Here is a 15,825-nt window from a genome sequence, read left to right as displayed (position 1 = left end):
CTCCCATTCTTGTGTTAGCTGTTCACTCGTTTTTTGGTCTTATTGTTTCACCGCACCGGCGGTCAGCCCGCCGACAAGGTAGCGCTGAAGGAAGAAGATGACGACCATCGCCGGCGCGATGCCGACGAAGGAAGCCGCCATCAGTTCGTTCCAGATGACCTCCTGCTTGCCGAAGTAAGCAAAGAGCCCCACCGGCAAGGGCATGTATTCGGTCTTCGAGTTGAACGTCAGCGCGAAGATGAATTGCTGGGCGTAGGCGCCGATGAAGGTGGTGATGGCGACGACGATAATCCCCGGCATCGCAATCGGCAGGATGACCCGGCGCAGCGTGTAGAAGTGGCTGGCGCCATCCATGTAGGCCGCTTCGTTGAGCTCCTGCGGAATACGGATCATGTAGGTGCGCAGCAGCCAGATCGCCGAAGGGATCAGGAAGGCGACGCCAGGCACGATCATGGCGAGATAGGTATTGAGCACGCCGATGCTGCGCATCAGCCGGAAGAGCGGGATCAACAGCACCGCGCCGGAGAACATGTTCACCGTCAGGAAGGCGCCGAGCAGGATGCCCATGCCCTTGAATTCGAACTTCGCGAAGGCATAGGCCGCCGGAATGACCAGGCCGAGCACGATCAGCGTGACGATGACCGAGATGAAGAACGAGTTGAAGATATAACGCCCGAAGCCCGGCACGCTGATCCACATCGTCCGGTAGGCTTCGAACGAGCCGTTCTCCGGCCAGAAGCGGTAGGGTGAGGAAAAGAGCTGGCTGAGCGGCTTCAGCGACACCAGGAAACCTTCGACGAAGGGCGACAGCACAAAAAAAAGAAACAGCGCGATGCCGCAATAGATCAGGATGATTTCCCACCAGCGGTAACGGTCGATCATGGCTGCATTGCTCATGCGCGCTTCTCCGGATTGAGGCGGCGGGTGACGCGGAAATAGGCGAAGCAGAAGAGCGACAGGAAGATGCAGATCAAAACGGCACGCGCTGCACCTTCGCCGTATTTCTTCGAGCCGATCGCGGTCTGGTAGGTATCGATGATCATCGTCGTCGTCTCGCCGCTCGGTCCGCCCTGCGTCAGGATCCAGATGATGTCGAACGAGTTGAAGGTGGCGATCAGCGACAGCATCGACATGGTGATGATCGCCGGAACCATCAGCGGCAGCGTGATGCGGCGGAAGCGGTACCAGCGGCCGGCGCCGTCGGTCCAGGCGGCCTCGTAGAGATCCTTCGGAATGGATTGGATCGCCGCCAGGAAGTAGATCGTCACCAGCGGCACGCCGATCCACACGTCGGTGACGATCGTGGCCCAGAAGGCGGTGCTTCCATAAGCGAGGAAGGCGACCGGGCCGTCGACCAGACCGAAGCGCTGCAACATGCCGGAGATCATCCCGAACTGGCCGTTATACATCCAGCCCCACATGAAGATGCCGATCGCCATCGGCACGATCCATGGCGGCATGGTCAAAAGCCGGAACAATGAGCGGCCGGGGACCGCGGCGTTCAGCATCGTCGCCCCGAAGGTGCCGATCACCATTTTCAGGGCGACCGAGAAGAAGGTCCAGATGAAGGTGCGGATGATGACTTCAGCAAACCGCTCGTTGAAGATCTTCTCGTAATTGACCCAGCCCACCCAATTGGTGGTCTTCCTGAGGGACGCGTCGGTGAAGGAGAGAACGAAGGTATCGACCAGCGGATAGGCGACGATCGCCAGAACATAGAGCACAGCCGGAAGAAGAAGGATGCAAGCGAAGATGAAGGTGCTTCTTTGAACACTCATCCTGCCGCCCCCTCAAGCCGCTCTTGCGTGAAGGGCTTCGTCGAAGCGGTCCCAGATGGGTCTGAGATCGACGACCGCCTTCTTCATCCTCGCTTCGTCCATCGCCAAGGCGAGGATGCCGGCTTCGAGCGCATTCAGCGTAGACACGGGAAGTTCGAGCCCGGTGCGCACGCTTTCAAGCAGGTCGCTCGCCATCTGTTCGTCGGCGCCGTAATGCTGGGAGAGCTCGGTGGCGGCATATTTGTTTTCGACAATCTTGCTGCCGGTCAGTTGTTCGTGCACATCGAGATAACCGCGAACGAAATCGCCTTCGGCCATGCCGCGCGAGCCCATGATGGCGAAGCGACGGAATTGGTCGGGCACATTCAGATTGGTGTGGAAGTTCATGCCGACGCCATTGGCATATTCGACGATCGCCACCTGATAATCGATAATATCGGCGTCGCTGTCGAACACCTTGTCCGAGCCCATCCAGCCGCTTGGCTTGCGATGGAAAAGCTCGAGGTCGTTGATGCCTTCGCGTGCTGGATCGTTCGCAGGAATGAAGCTCTTGCGGCCGCCGAAACTTGCGACCCGCTCCGGCCGCGCACCGACGACGCCATTATACAGGTCGAGGTCGTGGCAGCATTTTTCAAGCATGAAGCTGCCGGAATAGCGTTCATAGCGGCGCCAGTCGCGCATGAAGAAGGCACCGTGATAAGGCTCGATATGTTCGGAGGCCTCGATCGAGACGATCTGACCAAGCTTGCCCTCGGCCTGGATGGCGCGCAGATCCTTGTAGAGCGGAGAATAACGCAAGACGAGACCGACCATCAGTCGCTCGTGGCCGAATTTTGCCATCAGATGGGCAAGTTCGATGCTTTCAGCGATCGTGGTGACGATCGGCTTTTCGCAGAAGACCTTGAGACCGGCTTGAAGTCCGAGCCTGATATGGTCGAGATGCATATGATTGGGGGAGCCGATCATCAGCAGATCGAGCTTTTCGGAGGCGAGCAATTCTTCCGGCGAACCATAGGCCTTGCCGACTGAAATGCCCTTTTCCGTCAATCCAGGAAGTCCGGCGGGTTCCGGATCCACATAGCCGACAATGTCGAAGCTGCTATCGATTGCCTTGAAAACATAGCCGAGATAGCCGAGCCGGAATCCTAGCCCGATGATTCCCACTTTCATGCCGATCAAGTTCCCATTTAGTAATTTATTTTCTTTAAGTTGGGACAAAAATCGGAAGGCGTCAATAGAAAACGGGCCTCAAAGCGCGAGTATGAAATTAATTTTCATAGATCGGTAGCCGGCGTCGATTGCTGGCTGCGACCGGCCGGGCGCCGATTGCCAAAGCGAATAGGGCGCATCTCTTGACGCCGGGGCAGCGAATTCAGCGACTGTTGGCGCAGCCAATGATCGCCCTGGCAAGCTCACGCAGAACTCGCGAAATGTTGAAAAGAGCCGCGAGTTTACGTGTGTAGGATAGTGCGCGACCGGAAGGCAAGGAGGAGCCATCATGACCCGCATGACAGCCAAGGATTTCCCTCAGGAACTTCTCGAACTCTACGATTATTACGCGCACGGGAAAATCACCAAGCGCGAGTTTCTCGACCGAGCCGGCAAATTCGCGGTCGGCGGCGTGACGGCAGCCGCCATTCTTTCATCGCTGAGCCCTGATTATGCGCTGGCGACACAGGTCGAGTTCACCGATCCCGATATATCAGCCGAATACATCACCTATCCCTCTCCGAAGGGAAATGGAGATGTCCGCGGCTATCTCGTCCGCCCCGCAAAGGCCGCCGGCAAAGTCGCGGCCGTGGTGGTCGTTCACGAGAATAGAGGTCTGAACCCCTACATCGAGGATGTGGCGCGGCGCGTGGCAAAGGCAGGTTTCATCGCACTTGCGCCGGATGGACTGACGTCGGTCGGAGGCTACCCCGGCAACGATGAAAAGGGGCGGGAACTCCAGCAGAAGGTCGACCCGGAAAAGCTGATGAACGATTTCTTCGCGGCGGTCGAATTTTTGATGCACAGCGATCTCACCACCGGCAAGGTCGGCCTCACCGGCTTCTGCTATGGCGGCGGCGTGGCCAACGCGGCGGCAGTGGCCTATCCGGAACTTGCCGCGGCCGTGCCCTTTTACGGCAGGCAGCCGCGCTCCGAAGACGTGCCGAAGATCAAGGCGCCGCTGCTTCTCCATTATGCCGGGCTGGACAAGGACATCAACGAAGGCTGGCCGGCCTATGAAGCTGCACTGAAGTCAGCGGGAAAGACATTCGAGGCCTACATCTACCCTAACGTCAATCACGGCTTCCACAATGATTCCACGCCCCGCTACGACGAAGCAGCGGCCAAGCTCGCCTGGCAGCGAACGGTCGACTGGTTTACGAAATACCTCGCCTGAGCAGGCTGCGGCCTGAACGATGATACGGGCCGGGAGCCATTCCCACCGTCCATCCGTCCCCTTGCGACCGGCCGATGAAATTGCCCGGTCAGCAATGGCACCTGAATCGCAGCGCAACGCATGGCTATTGCGAGCGGCCGGTTTTGCGTCGTCCCCGGCTGACCATCATTCCGCCGACGATGAGAACAATTCCGGCCGCGTTCGCCCAAAATGATGCTGGAACGGCGCTGATATAATCAAACGCCACCCCTGTCACCATCTGGCCACCGATGATCAGCAGAGCCGAATTGACCGCGCCTATTCGAGCAATGACCCAACTGCCCGCCGCCACGAAGATGACGCCGATGGGACCACCCAGATAGGCATACCAAGGCGCATCGGCAGCGCCTGCAGGAAGCAGGCCCGCGACAAAGAGACCAAGGCAGGTGAGGACGGCAAAGCCCACGGCATGGTTCCAGAAGGATGCGATCAGCGGTGTGGTGGATATGCTCAACCGCCCATTGAGCTGACGACTGAGACCGACGAGCACACCGCCCAGGCAGGCCAGGAGAATGAACACCGTCATGCCGCACCTCGCCCAAGCAGGATAGTCAGCGCAGCCCCCATGACGACCAAGCCGAGTGCTACGATGTCTCGTCTATCTGGACGGCGCTTTGGCAGACCAAACAATCCCCAACTGTCGGCTGCGACGCTGAAGGCGACCTGGCCTGCCAAACCCAAAGCCAAGGTGCCTGAGAGCCCGAGCGGTGAGTTGACCGCGGTCGAGGTCAGCATGACCGTTGCCGCGCCGGATATCCCACCGAAATAGGCCCATAAAGGCGCGCGCAAGGTTTGTTCCGGCTTAGGTCTGCGGCGCCGGTGGATCAGCAAAAGAAGAATGACGGCTGCGATGATGCCCGTGCCGTGGGCGGTCCAAGATGAGAACAGGGGAGTCCCATAACGGGCCAACTCGCCGTTGAGGTGCACCATAAAAGTCAGGAGCCCGCCCGTGGCAAAAGCTCCGGCAAAATAGATCGGATGCGGATTTCGTGCGGCTTCGATGGTCATGAAGATCCCGTCAAAGAATCGATTGCAGCGGATATTTCAGATTGTCACTACCGCATCGCGCGTCTTTTGAGAGCCGCAAAAGACGCTGTGCACTTTGAATGGCCGCATAATTCCTGAAATCGATTCCGATTTCAGGAATTGTCCGGTAAGACCATTCATCGACATTTCCAGCAACATGATTAGCACTGCGTGTCTGTTAGACCGGCCTCTTCCTGACGGTGTTCAGGAAGCTCGTTTCGATCGACGCACGGTTGGTATATTTGACAGGCTTAATTCGAGCGATATCCCATAATGCAAGATGATGCCACATCCGCAAACCTCAACGGCCCAGGCGACCCCATGATGCCAAGAGCCGAATTGTCGGAAATCCTCACTCCTGGCCTTTCCGTGGTATTCTGCGGATTGAATCCTGCTCTGTCCGCGGTTCGCGACGGCCATAATTTCTCGAACCCGAGCAACCGTTTTTGGCGCGTCCTGCATCTGGCCGGATTTACACCGCGCCTGCTGCGGGCGGATGAAGAGCGCGCGTTGTTGCAATATGGCTGTGGTCTGACATCCGCGGTTTCACGTCCGACAAAAAGCGCAAGCGAGCTTAAGAAGCAGGATTACCTTAGCGCCGCGCCCGTCCTGGAAACCAAGATACGAAAGTTCGCACCAGCCAATCTGGCTTTTCTTGGAAAGGCGGCATACGCGGCTATCAGTCTTCGAGCCAATGTTGAATGGGGTCGGCAGCCGGAGGAATTTGCCGGCGCAGGTGTCTGGCTGTTGCCAAATCCGAGCGGCCTCAACAGAGCCTTCACCTTGACGACTTTGACCGAACACTATCTCGAACTGAGATTGACGCTGTAGTCATCCTGCGCCGATCTGGAAATTGCGATCATCGTCATTCGGGAGAAATGTCATGGTACGCTTGCTTTCGGTCAATGTGGGCCTGCCGCGCGACGTCACCTGGCAAGGCAAGATCGTCAACACTGCCATTTGGAAGACGCCGGTCGACGGCCCGCGCATGGTGCGGCGCCTGAACGTCGACGGCGATGGACAGGGCGATCTGGCTGGCCACGGCGGCGAACGCCGCGCAGTCTTTGTCTATCAGATCGATTCCTATCGGTACTGGCAGGAGCAATTGCGCCGAGACGACTTCGTTTACGGTCAGTTCGGCGAGAATTTCACCGTCGATGGGTTGCCGGATGCAGAGGTCTGCATTGGAGACCGTTACAGGATCGGCGGCGCTTTGTTCGAGGCGACGCAACCGCGCGTCACCTGCTACCGGTTCGGCATACGCATGGACGAGCCAGAGATGGCCGCGCTGGTGGTCAAACATGGTCGACCTGGTTTCTATTTCCGTGTGCTGGAGGAAGGCGAAGTGCAGGCCGGCGACGAGATCACGAAGGTGGCGTCCGGGCCCGAGGGCATGAGCGTTTTCGAGATCAACGCGCTGCTTTATATGCCGGGTCACCCGCGCGATCAGTTGGAGCGCGCGTTGCGCATCCCGCCGCTGAGCGCAGGCTGGCGTCATTCTTTCGAGGCCATACTCAAGCAGGAGCGGAAGGAGGGCGCGACGACAGGAAATGCCGGGCTGACAGCTGCTCCCGGCCTGCCTCCGGCATGGCGCGGGTTCCGCCCGCTGCGTGTGTTGCGCAAGGTGCGCGAAAGCGGCAGCGTGGTTTCCCTCGTGCTCGAACCGGCGGATGGCCAGCCTGTTGCCGCCGCACTCCCCGGGCAGTTCGTGGTGCTGCGGCTCGGACGGGATCCGGCGCCTGCGCTGATGCGCAGCTATTCGCTGTCGGGCGAGCCCAGCGTCACGCATTATCGCGTCAGCGTCAAGCGGGAGGTCCATGGCGCAGCCAGCGGCTACATCGACGACGAGCTACAGGTCGGCGACATCGTGCAGGCAAGTGCGGCGCGCGGCAGTTTCATATTGCGGCCGGGCGATACACCGGTTGTTCTGTTGAGTGCCGGGATTGGAGTGACGCCGGTGCTGGCGATGCTTCATGTCTTGGCGGCCGAAGCATCGCCCCGGGAGGTCTGGTGGTTATACGGAACCCGCAATGGCCGCGAACATCCGTTTGCCGAGGAGGCGCGCGGGCTGCTGAAGAGGCTTCCTCACCACCACAGCCATATTTGCTACAGCTCTCCCGACCCTAAGGATCGGCCTGATATCGATTTCGACGCTCGCGGCCATCTGGATGCGCAGGCGCTTAAGTTGCTTAACCTGCCGCGCGATTGTGACGTCTATGTCTGCGGACCATCGAGCTTCATGAGCGATCTGAGCGTCGGCCTTGCTGCCTTGGGCATCGCGCCGGATCGCATCCACACCGAGATGTTCGGCGCCGGTCCGTCGATCACACCCGGCATAGCTGCTTCGCCTCGCCGGCCGCCACATTTGCCGGCAGGGCTTCCAGGCTCGGGGCCGCTGGTGTCGTTTGCCCGCACCGGCCTCAATGTGCGCTGGGAGCCGACATTCCAGAACTTGCTCGAACTGGCCGAGGCCTGCGACGTGCCGGTGCGATGGTCGTGCCGAACCGGCGTCTGTCACACTTGCGAGACCGGACTTGTGGAGGGAAGTGTCGGCTACCAGCCGGACCCTGTCGACGCGCCGGCGGATGGCAATGTGCTGATCTGTTGCGCAAAACCTGAGGGCGATATCGTGATTGATTTGTAATGCCTGGACGAACGCGCCGACGGTGATTCTTGCTCACCACGCACGGCGCGGTGATGGCTTGGAGGCGAGCAGGGGCTGCATTTATTGGATGACAAGCTCGAAGTAGAGGCGCAGAGTGCAAGCACGTTGGTCGCGTTTCTGCTCGACCCGAACGCATCTATCACCAGACAGGGGACTGTCGGCGACCACAAGAAGATCCCGCCGGCAATTATCATTCGCGCGTTCCTGCGATGGAGGAAATTTCGCCATATATGTGGCGTCATTCGCTTGGCCGCTCGAAGACCGAAAAGGCGATATGAATGGAACAAGGATGCCCCTAACGGGTTTCGAACCTTAGCGTTCAATAGGAGGAGCATTTCATGCCTACGGTTGCCGCCACACCCATCACCCCACCAGACCAGCACGTTGTAACAGCGCGCGAAGCCATCGAGCCGCTTTATGAGAAGCTCGAGCTTCAAACGGAATCGCTGGTCCTGTCTGCGGCGTTGGAAGCGGGATGGTCTTCGGATGAGGCAACCGAAGCATTGGCGGCACTCAGACTGCAGGATGCACTTTCGACGCTTGGACGAACGACCTGACCGAGAAAGCTCCGAGAAACCGGTGCGCGGGGCAGATTCACCTGAATTCGGTGAATGTCTGGGCGCCTCCGGTAACGCGTGGCATCATTGCAGACAACGTGCCATCATGAATGATTGGCGGGGTTTATTAGAGAGGCGGTTCTCGGTGGTTGTAAAGCACCTTTTAGTTCCATAATGTTGATTACGCCACATTACAATGTAGCCGCAAAGTTGAAGTGTCCTGTTTCTGCAAAGTTGGAATGTCACTCTCCCCTTGTTTGATGACGGTGGAGATTGCGGATGGGACTGATTGCGATGAGCGAGCGCGACCTGCAACGGATCGAGATTCTATCGAAGGTCATCGCCGGCCGGATGACGATGGTGTCGGCGGCACATGTGCTTGATCTGAGTACGCGCCAGGTGCGTCGTCTGCTGGAGCGGATCAACACGGGTGGTGCGGCGTCGATCCGGCACAAGGCGATCGGTCGACCGTCGAACAACCGGATCAGCGACGGTGTTCGGAATTACGCCGTGACGCTGGTTGGCGAACGCTATGCAGACTTCGGACCAACCTTGGCGGCCGAGAAGCTTGCCGAGCGCGATGGGTTGCGGGTGTCGCGCGAGACGTTGCGCAGCTGGATGGTGGATGCGGGCCTGTGGCTCTCGCGCAAGCAGCGGCGGACGTTTCATCAGCCGCGCTTGCGGCGTGAAGCCTATGGCGAGCTGATACAGATCGACGGGTCCGAACATCGCTGGTTTGAGGACCGCGGTGATCCATGCTCGCTGCTGGTGTTCGTCGATGATGCGACGGGCAAGCTGATGCAGTTGCGGTTCGTGCGCTCGGAAAGCGCCTTCAGCTATTTCGAGGCGCTGGCGCTTTACCTGCGCGATCACGGCGCGCCTGTGGCCTTCTACTCGGACAAGCATTCTGTGTTCCGGGTGGCGAAGAAAGACGCCAAGGGTGGCCAGGGCATGACCCAGTTCGGCCGTGCGCTCTCAGAGCTAAACATCGAGATTCTTTGTGCAAATTCCAGTCAGGCCAAGGGCCGCGTCGAGCGGATGAACCGGACGCTGCAGGATCGGCTGGTCAAGGAATTGCGGCTGGCCGATATCTGCGACATGGAGGCAGGCAATGCGTACCTGCCTGACTTCATAGAGCATTACAATGCGCGGTTTGCGCTCGCCCCTGCCCGATCCGGTGACCTGCACCGGCCGATGAATCTCGCCCCAGATCGGTTGAAGGAGATCCTGTGCAAGCGCGAGCAGCGCTATGTCGGGGCGCAGCTGACGTTTTCGTTTGAACGCAAGCGGATCATGCTCGAGGAGAACGAGGTGACGCGTGGATTGGCTGGCCGCTATGTCGAGACCTATGCCTATGCGGACGGCCGGCTCGATGTGCGGTGGAAGGGATACTCCCTGCCCTACAAGGTGTTCGACAAGGACCAGCGGGTGACGCATGCGGCGATCATCGAGAACAAGCGACTCGGAGACGTGCTGGCCTATATCAAGGAGCGCCAGGAGCGGCAGTCGCAGCCTGATGTAAAGACCAACAGCGAGAAGAACGGCTATGTGCGACGTGCTCGCGGTCCGGGACGGCGGAAGGATTTCATGAACGATCCCGCCGTCATTGCCCGACGGCGACAAGCGCTCTCTGACCTCGATGCGGCGGAATGACTGGCTGCTCCAATTGTCAAAGCTAAAGCCGAAGGGGAGCATCTCACCCGCCCCCGCCCTTCCCTTGCAACCCGGTCCAGCCGGTCCGGTCGGGGGCTTGCCTCAGCGCAAGTGGACATGCCGAGTGTCGCATTTCTAAATAGCTGAAGACGCGTCCGAAGTGACACTTCTACTTTGCACACAAACGGACATTCCAACCCTGCCGCCACATACAAGTTGCTCGACTATAAACGCGCCCTCACGGTTGGTGCCGATGCGTGGGAGGTCACATACCGTTTGATGACCGCAGTTCATAGAGCACGTGATGGCGCAACGGATGCCCCTCGGCGAAACTGGGATGATTGAACTCACCGATCCGATTCATCCCCAGTCGTCTCATCAAACCCCAGGAATTGCTGTTTGCGGGCACCGTGAAGCTGACGATGCGGTCAAGCTTCAGCGTGTTGAACGCAAAATCGAGAGAGCGTTCCGCGGCCTCGCGCGCATATCCGGCGCCGTGCCGCGACGCTGAAAGCCGCCAACCGATTTCGACTGCAGGCGCAAACGGCAAAGCCGGCGAAACCTTGGCGAGGCCGCACATACCGATCAACGCGCCGCTTTCCTTCTCCTCCAGCGCCCAAAACCCCCAGCCATGGTCCTCGAAGTGCCGGTCGATGCGGTCGAGCATCGCATTCGACTGTTCGTCGGTCAGAGGATTGAGATATCTGACGACGTCGGGCTCGGCATTGATCGCAGCGAAGGGTTTGCGATCCTGCTGTCGCCAGGGTCTCAAAATCAGACGTTCGCTTTCGAGCTTCATCGTTCCTTCGCCCAAGCAATTCCAGGAAAAGTGCAAAGCGGTTTTCCGTCCGGAATTGCGATAAAACAAAAGGTTAGAGCGGTTCTGCATTTCCATGAAAAGCTGAACCGCTCCAGATCCTACCAGAGCGTCATGTGACGGTTGACGTCCTTGTAGAGCAGGTAGCGGAAACGGCCGGGGCCGCCGGCGTAACATGCCTGCGGGCAGAAGGAGCGCAGCCACATGAAGTCGCCGGCCTCGACCTCGACCCAATCCTGGTTCAGCCGATAGACCGCCTTGCCCTCCAGCACATAGAGACCATGCTCCATGACATGGGTTTCCATGAAGGGGATCACGGCGCCCGGCTCCAGAGTCACGATATTCACGTGCATGTCGTAGCGGACATCGGCTGGATCGATGAACCGGGTCGTCCCCCAGCGTCCATCGGTATCGGGCATTGCCGAGATGGGGTGCTGGTCCTCATGCGTGAAGATAGCCGGCGGCGGCTCCAGCCCCTCGACCTCCTGAAAGGCCTTTCGAATCCAGTGGAATTTTGCCGCCGTCGAGCCGCTATTTTTCAGGCGCCAGACCGAGCCCGCCGGAAGATAGGCGAACGAACCGGCGCGCAGCGCATGGCTGTTGCCGTCGAGCTCCACCGTCATCTCGCCTTCGACGACGAACAGGACCGCTTCGGCCCGTTTGTTGGGCTCCGGCCGGTCGCTTCCGCCGCCGGGCTGGACCTCCATCACATATTGCGAGAAGGTCTCGGAGAAACCGGAGAGCGGCCGGGAGAGAACCCAAGCCCGCGTTCCCGTCCAGTGAGGAAGGACGCTGGTGACGATATCGGTCATGACGCTGCGCGGGATGACCGCGTAGGCTGTGGTGAAAACGGCTTTGCTGGAAAGCAGCTCGGTTTGCGGCGGCAGTCCGCCGAGTTTGGAATAATAATCTCTGTTCATTGGTCCAGATTTCGCGGCATGTAGCACTGCATCTGATTTATGCGCCGCTCACCTTGCAGGCAACTCTTAATTCGTCGCGTGAAAGTCGATGCGGAGCCGCACCGCCGCGTTCCGGTCAGAACTCGACTTCCAACTCGACGATCTCATCCGGCTCGACCATCGCTCCCTCCGTCCATTCACCCATCAGCGGCCAGGACAGCACCGTCTCGACATAGGCTTCGAGCTGCGGTTCGAGTTCCACCGCGTAGGTGCGGAATCGGGTGCAGACCGGCGCATACATCGCATCGGCCACGGTCGGCGTGATCCCGAACAGCCACGGGCCGCCGCTTGCCTCGAGGCATTCGGTCCAGATCGCCTTGACACGCTCGACATCGGGCCGCGCGCCCGAAAATATCTTGAAGCTCGCATGCCGCGCCTTGAGGTTCATCGGCAATGCCGAGCGCAGATTGTGGAAACCCGAATGCATCTCGCCCGAAACCGACCGGCAGCGGGCGCGCGCCGCGCGCTCGGTGGGCCAGAGCCCGGCAGTGGGCGCGACCTCATAGAGATATTCGGCGATCGCCAACGTGTCCCAGACCGTCACATCGTCATGGGTCAGCCTCGGCACCAGAACCGACGGTGAAAGCAGAAGCAGTTCCTGGCGCGCCTCGTCATCCAGTTCCACAAGGACTTCGGCGAAGTCCAGCCCGGCCATCCGGCACAGCAGCCAGCCGCGCAGAGACCATGATGAGTAGTTTTTCGAGGAAATCGTCAGTGCCGCCTGCGACATCGGGCTTGTATCCTTGTCGGACAATGTTGCTTCTTCCTCGATAATCTTCTCGCATGGCAGGAGATATTCCACTAGCATTTTTTGCACTGCCGCATCGATGCGGCAGTGCGGGAGATTTCGGCCATGCTCTACCAGGCCTATCAGTTCCAGGATGATATCATCGCGCCGCTCCGCGATCTGGCGCGCCGCCTGCAGATCTTCTCCGCGACAGCGCTCTGGGGATCCGGCAGCGAAATGGGACGGCACTTCGCCGCCGCGCTGGAGATGATCTCACGCTTCGAGATCACTCACCAACGTCCGGATTTCGCTATTACGTCGGTCATGATCGGCAATCGCGTGATGCCCGTCACTGTCGAGACCGTGCTCGACATGCCCTTCGGCACGCTGCTGCGCTTTGCAACGGACACCGATGCAAAGCGGCCGCGGGTGCTGGTCGTCGCACCGCTGTCCGGCCATTTTTCCACGCTGCTGCGTGGCACCGTGCAGACCCTGCTGCGCGACCACGACGTCTATATCACCGACTGGGCCAACGCCCGTGACGTGCCGCTGTCGGCCGGACGCTTCGGCATGGACGACTATGTGGACTATATTATGCATTTCCTGGAGGAGATCGGTCCGGGCGCTCATATCCTTGCCGTCTGCCAACCCTGCGTGCAGGCGCTTGCCGCCGTCGCCGTGATGTCGGAAGAGCGGCATCCGGCCACCCCGCGGACCATGACGCTGATGGCCGGTCCGATCGATCCGCGCGAGAGCCCGACGAAGGTCAACGAGCTTGCCGTATCGCAATCGCTCGCCTGGTTCGAGAACTCGCTGATCACGGGCGTTCCCTGGCGTTATCGGGGTGCGGGACGGCGCGTCTATCCCGGTTTCCTCCAGCTTGTCGCCTTCATGTCGATGAACATGCAGCGCCACCAGGACGCCCATCGCAAGCTCTACGACCATCTGGCGAAGGGCGAGACGGCCGAGGCCAGCAAGATCAAGAATTTCTACGACGAATATTTCGCCGTGCTCGACCTCACCGAAGAATTCTACATCGAAACCATCGAACGCGTCTTCCAGAAGGCGGAAATCGCGACCGGCGACCTGACCCATCATGGCCGCAAGGTCGATCCCGGCCAGATCCGCAACACGGCGCTTTTGACCGTCGAGGGCGGGCGCGACGATATCTGCGCGCTCGGCCAGACCTCGGCCGCGCACGATCTCTGTCGTGCGTTGCGCCCGCATCTGAAGCGCCATCATCTTCAGGCCAATGTCGGGCATTACGGCGTCTTCAGCGGCCGCCGCTGGGAGGGGGAAATCTACCCCGTCGTGCGCAACATGATCCTGGCGATGGAATAGCGCCCGTCAGATCCGAAACGCGATGGCAAGTCTTAGCGATCCGCCATGACAAGGTGGCCCGGCCCGACTTCGCGATAAGACGTGCTTGCAGGCTGATAGTCGACCGGGCGCATTGGGCTCTTGATCTCGTCATTCGCCACCATCCGCTTTTCGTGGCGACGGTCGGGATCCGGCACCGGCACTGCCGCGATGAGTTTTTTCGTATAGGGATGCTGCGGATTTTCGAAGACCGCGGATCGCGGGCCGATCTCGACGATCTCGCCGAGATACATCACCGCTACGCGATGGCTGACGCGCTCGACCACCGCCATGTCGTGCGAGATGAACAGGAAGGCGAGGTTGAGGCTCTGCTGCAGGTCGAGCATCAGGTTGATGACCTGCGCCTTGATCGAGACGTCGAGCGCCGAGACGCTTTCGTCGGCGACAATGACCTTCGGCTGCAAGGCGAGCGCGCGGGCGATGCAGATGCGTTGGCGCTGGCCGCCGGAAAACTCATGCGGATAACGGGCGGCCATATCCGAGGACAGACCGACCTTCACCAGCAGATCGGCGACGACATCCTTTGCCTGTTTCGCGTTGCCCATCCTGTGCTCGAGATAGGGTTCGGCGATAGCTGCGCCGACCGTCATGCGCGGATTGAGGCTGGCAAACGGATCCTGGAAGATCATCTGTACGGATTTGCGCATCTCGCGCAGATCCTTCCTGTCGAGGCCGAGCACCTCCCTGCCCTCGACGAGAACGGAACCGGCCTGCGGCTCGATCAGCCGCATGATGGCGCGGCCGGTCGTCGATTTGCCGCAGCCGGATTCGCCGACGAGCGACAGCGTCTCGCCGGCATGAAGATCGAAGGAGACGTTTTCGACGGCATGCACCCGGCTGGTCAGCCGGCCGAACAGGCCGGAATGAATGTCGAAGCGCTTGGTGAGGTTCTTCACCTGCAGGACGGGCGTCACTGCCACCGTATCGGTGACCTCGGCGGGAATGTCTGATTCACCCGTTGCGGTATTGACCACGGGAAAGCGCAGCGGCCGTTGCCTGCCCTGCATCGAGCCGAGCACCGGCACGGCTGACAGTAGCGCTCTCGTATAGGGATGTTTGCCGCGGTGGAAGATATCGGCGGTGGCGCCGCTTTCCACCTGTTCGCCGCGATACATCACCACCGTCCGGTCAGCGATCTCGGCAACGACGCCCATATCATGGGTGATGAACAGAACGGAGGTTCCCTCCTCGTCCTGCAGCATCTTGATGAGATCGAGGATCTGGCCCTGGATCGTCACGTCGAGTGCCGTCGTCGGCTCGTCGGCGATCAACAGTTTCGGCCGGCTGGCGAGCGCCATGGCGATCATCACCCGCTGGCGCATGCCGCCGGAAAAACGATGCGGATATTCGCCGAAGCGCGAGGCAGCCGAGGGGATGCGGACCTTTTCCAGCAGCCGGATCGTCTCGGCTTTGGCATCGGCGCTGCTCATATCGGAATGGCAGAGCAGCGCTTCGGATATCTGGTCACCGATGGTGAAGAGCGGATTGAGCGATGTCATCGGCTCCTGGAAGATCATCGCCACCTCGTTGCCGCGCACCTGCCGCATGGCATTTTCCGGTAGGGCAAGAAGGTCGCGTCCGCCGAGCATGACGCGGCCCTCGACACGGCTCGTATCCGCCTGCAGCAGCCGCATGATCGAGAGCGATGTGACGCTCTTGCCCGAGCCGGATTCGCCAACAATCGCCACAGTCTCCGCTGGCGCCACCGTGAAGGAAACATCGCGCACGACCGGTTTCCAGACGCCGTCCACCAGGAAGGATGTCGTCAGCCCTTCGACGGAAAGAACGTCGGTGGTCGTCTGGATCGGTTGCATTTGGGCGCTGGCCATGGTGGTTCC

General features: G+C 60.0%; 15 protein-coding genes and 1 pseudogene. 7 read left to right on the top strand and 9 right to left on the bottom strand.

The window, feature by feature from the left end; all coding sequences use genetic code 11:
* Nucleotides 1-39: 39 nt before the first annotated feature.
* The 3 genes from N1937_RS30830 to N1937_RS30820 are packed head-to-tail and all read right to left on the bottom strand — an operon-like array spanning nt 40 to nt 2,948.
* On the bottom strand, nt 40-897 hold the full coding sequence (locus tag N1937_RS30830; protein WP_017968431.1) for a carbohydrate ABC transporter permease: 858 nt from the start codon (nt 895-897) through the stop codon (nt 40-42).
* On the bottom strand, nt 894-1,778 hold the full coding sequence (locus tag N1937_RS30825) for a carbohydrate ABC transporter permease (RefSeq protein WP_162115345.1): 885 nt from the start codon (nt 1,776-1,778) through the stop codon (nt 894-896). The genes N1937_RS30830 and N1937_RS30825 overlap by 4 nt, the downstream gene beginning before the upstream one ends.
* A 12-nt stretch (nt 1,779-1,790) precedes the next feature.
* Nucleotides 1,791-2,948, bottom strand: coding sequence for a Gfo/Idh/MocA family protein (locus N1937_RS30820; RefSeq protein ID WP_017968429.1), 1,158 nt, complete (start codon nt 2,946-2,948; stop codon nt 1,791-1,793).
* Nucleotides 2,949-3,276: 328 nt separating this feature from the next.
* Here N1937_RS30820 and yghX point away from each other — a divergent pair, with 328 nt between their 5' ends.
* Nucleotides 3,277-4,164, top strand: coding sequence for a YghX family hydrolase (gene yghX / locus N1937_RS30815; RefSeq protein WP_260060282.1), 888 nt, complete (start codon nt 3,277-3,279; stop codon nt 4,162-4,164).
* 124 nt (nt 4,165-4,288) lie between these two features.
* Here yghX and N1937_RS30810 read toward each other — a convergent pair whose 3' ends face one another.
* Both N1937_RS30810 and N1937_RS30805 read right to left on the bottom strand, forming a co-directional pair.
* Nucleotides 4,289-4,729 carry a DMT family transporter gene (locus N1937_RS30810; protein ID WP_260060281.1) on the bottom strand — a complete coding sequence of 147 codons (441 nt, stop codon included), beginning with the start codon at nt 4,727-4,729 and terminating at the stop codon, nt 4,289-4,291.
* Nucleotides 4,726-5,211, bottom strand: a complete 486-nt coding sequence (locus N1937_RS30805; RefSeq protein WP_260060280.1) for a DMT family transporter — start codon at nt 5,209-5,211, stop codon at nt 4,726-4,728. The genes N1937_RS30810 and N1937_RS30805 overlap by 4 nt, the downstream gene beginning before the upstream one ends.
* 291 nt (nt 5,212-5,502) lie before the next feature.
* Here N1937_RS30805 and mug point away from each other — a divergent pair, with 291 nt between their 5' ends.
* From mug to N1937_RS30780, 5 genes and pseudogenes are all read left to right on the top strand, one after another.
* Nucleotides 5,503-6,060, top strand: coding sequence for a G/U mismatch-specific DNA glycosylase (gene mug / locus N1937_RS30800; protein ID WP_407768106.1), 558 nt, complete (start codon nt 5,503-5,505; stop codon nt 6,058-6,060).
* Between the two features lie 52 nt (nt 6,061-6,112).
* A complete protein-coding gene (locus tag N1937_RS30795) occupies nt 6,113-7,873 on the top strand; it encodes an MOSC and FAD-binding oxidoreductase domain-containing protein (RefSeq protein ID WP_260060279.1) in 1,761 nt (586 codons plus the stop codon).
* Between the two features lie 63 nt (nt 7,874-7,936).
* Nucleotides 7,937-8,172: pseudogene (locus tag N1937_RS30790) on the top strand (pirin family protein); the annotation flags it as partial.
* A 60-nt stretch (nt 8,173-8,232) separates the two neighbouring features.
* The gene (locus N1937_RS30785) at nt 8,233-8,451 is read left to right on the top strand and encodes a hypothetical protein (protein ID WP_017968423.1); all 219 of its coding nucleotides are present in this window, start codon (nt 8,233-8,235) and stop codon (nt 8,449-8,451) included.
* A 279-nt stretch (nt 8,452-8,730) separates the two neighbouring features.
* Nucleotides 8,731-10,104: an ISNCY family transposase gene (locus N1937_RS30780; RefSeq protein WP_260058593.1), complete on the top strand. Its 1,374-nt coding sequence runs from the start codon at nt 8,731-8,733 to the stop codon at nt 10,102-10,104.
* Between the two features lie 265 nt (nt 10,105-10,369).
* Here the strand turns inward: N1937_RS30780 and N1937_RS30775 are convergent, their stop codons facing one another.
* The 3 genes from N1937_RS30775 to N1937_RS30765 all read right to left on the bottom strand — a co-directional run bounded on the left by N1937_RS30775 (nt 10,370) and on the right by N1937_RS30765 (nt 12,610).
* Nucleotides 10,370-10,903: a GNAT family N-acetyltransferase gene (locus N1937_RS30775; RefSeq protein ID WP_260060278.1), complete on the bottom strand. Its 534-nt coding sequence runs from the start codon at nt 10,901-10,903 to the stop codon at nt 10,370-10,372.
* Nucleotides 10,904-11,022: 119 nt separating this feature from the next.
* The gene (locus tag N1937_RS30770; protein WP_162115337.1) at nt 11,023-11,841 is read right to left on the bottom strand and encodes a bifunctional allantoicase/(S)-ureidoglycine aminohydrolase; all 819 of its coding nucleotides are present in this window, start codon (nt 11,839-11,841) and stop codon (nt 11,023-11,025) included.
* A gap of 115 nt (nt 11,842-11,956) precedes the next feature.
* Nucleotides 11,957-12,610: a glutathione S-transferase gene (locus N1937_RS30765; RefSeq protein ID WP_260060423.1), complete on the bottom strand. Its 654-nt coding sequence runs from the start codon at nt 12,608-12,610 to the stop codon at nt 11,957-11,959.
* A 123-nt stretch (nt 12,611-12,733) separates the two neighbouring features.
* Between N1937_RS30765 and N1937_RS30760 the strand changes: the two genes are divergently transcribed.
* Entirely contained in the window at nt 12,734-13,948 is a 1,215-nt protein-coding gene (locus N1937_RS30760) for a polyhydroxyalkanoate depolymerase (protein WP_260060422.1), read from the top strand.
* 32 nt (nt 13,949-13,980) lie between these two features.
* Here the strand turns inward: N1937_RS30760 and N1937_RS30755 are convergent, their stop codons facing one another.
* A complete protein-coding gene (locus N1937_RS30755) occupies nt 13,981-15,816 on the bottom strand; it encodes an ABC transporter ATP-binding protein (protein ID WP_260060277.1) in 1,836 nt (611 codons plus the stop codon).
* Nucleotides 15,817-15,825: the final 9 nt, after the last annotated feature.

Source organism: Rhizobium sp. WSM4643 (assembly GCF_025152745.1).
GTDB classification, from domain to species: Bacteria; Pseudomonadota; Alphaproteobacteria; order Rhizobiales; family Rhizobiaceae; genus Rhizobium; species Rhizobium leguminosarum_I.
The sequence above is the reverse complement of the archived record's forward strand: the minus strand, read 5'-3'. Positions and strand labels throughout refer to the sequence as shown.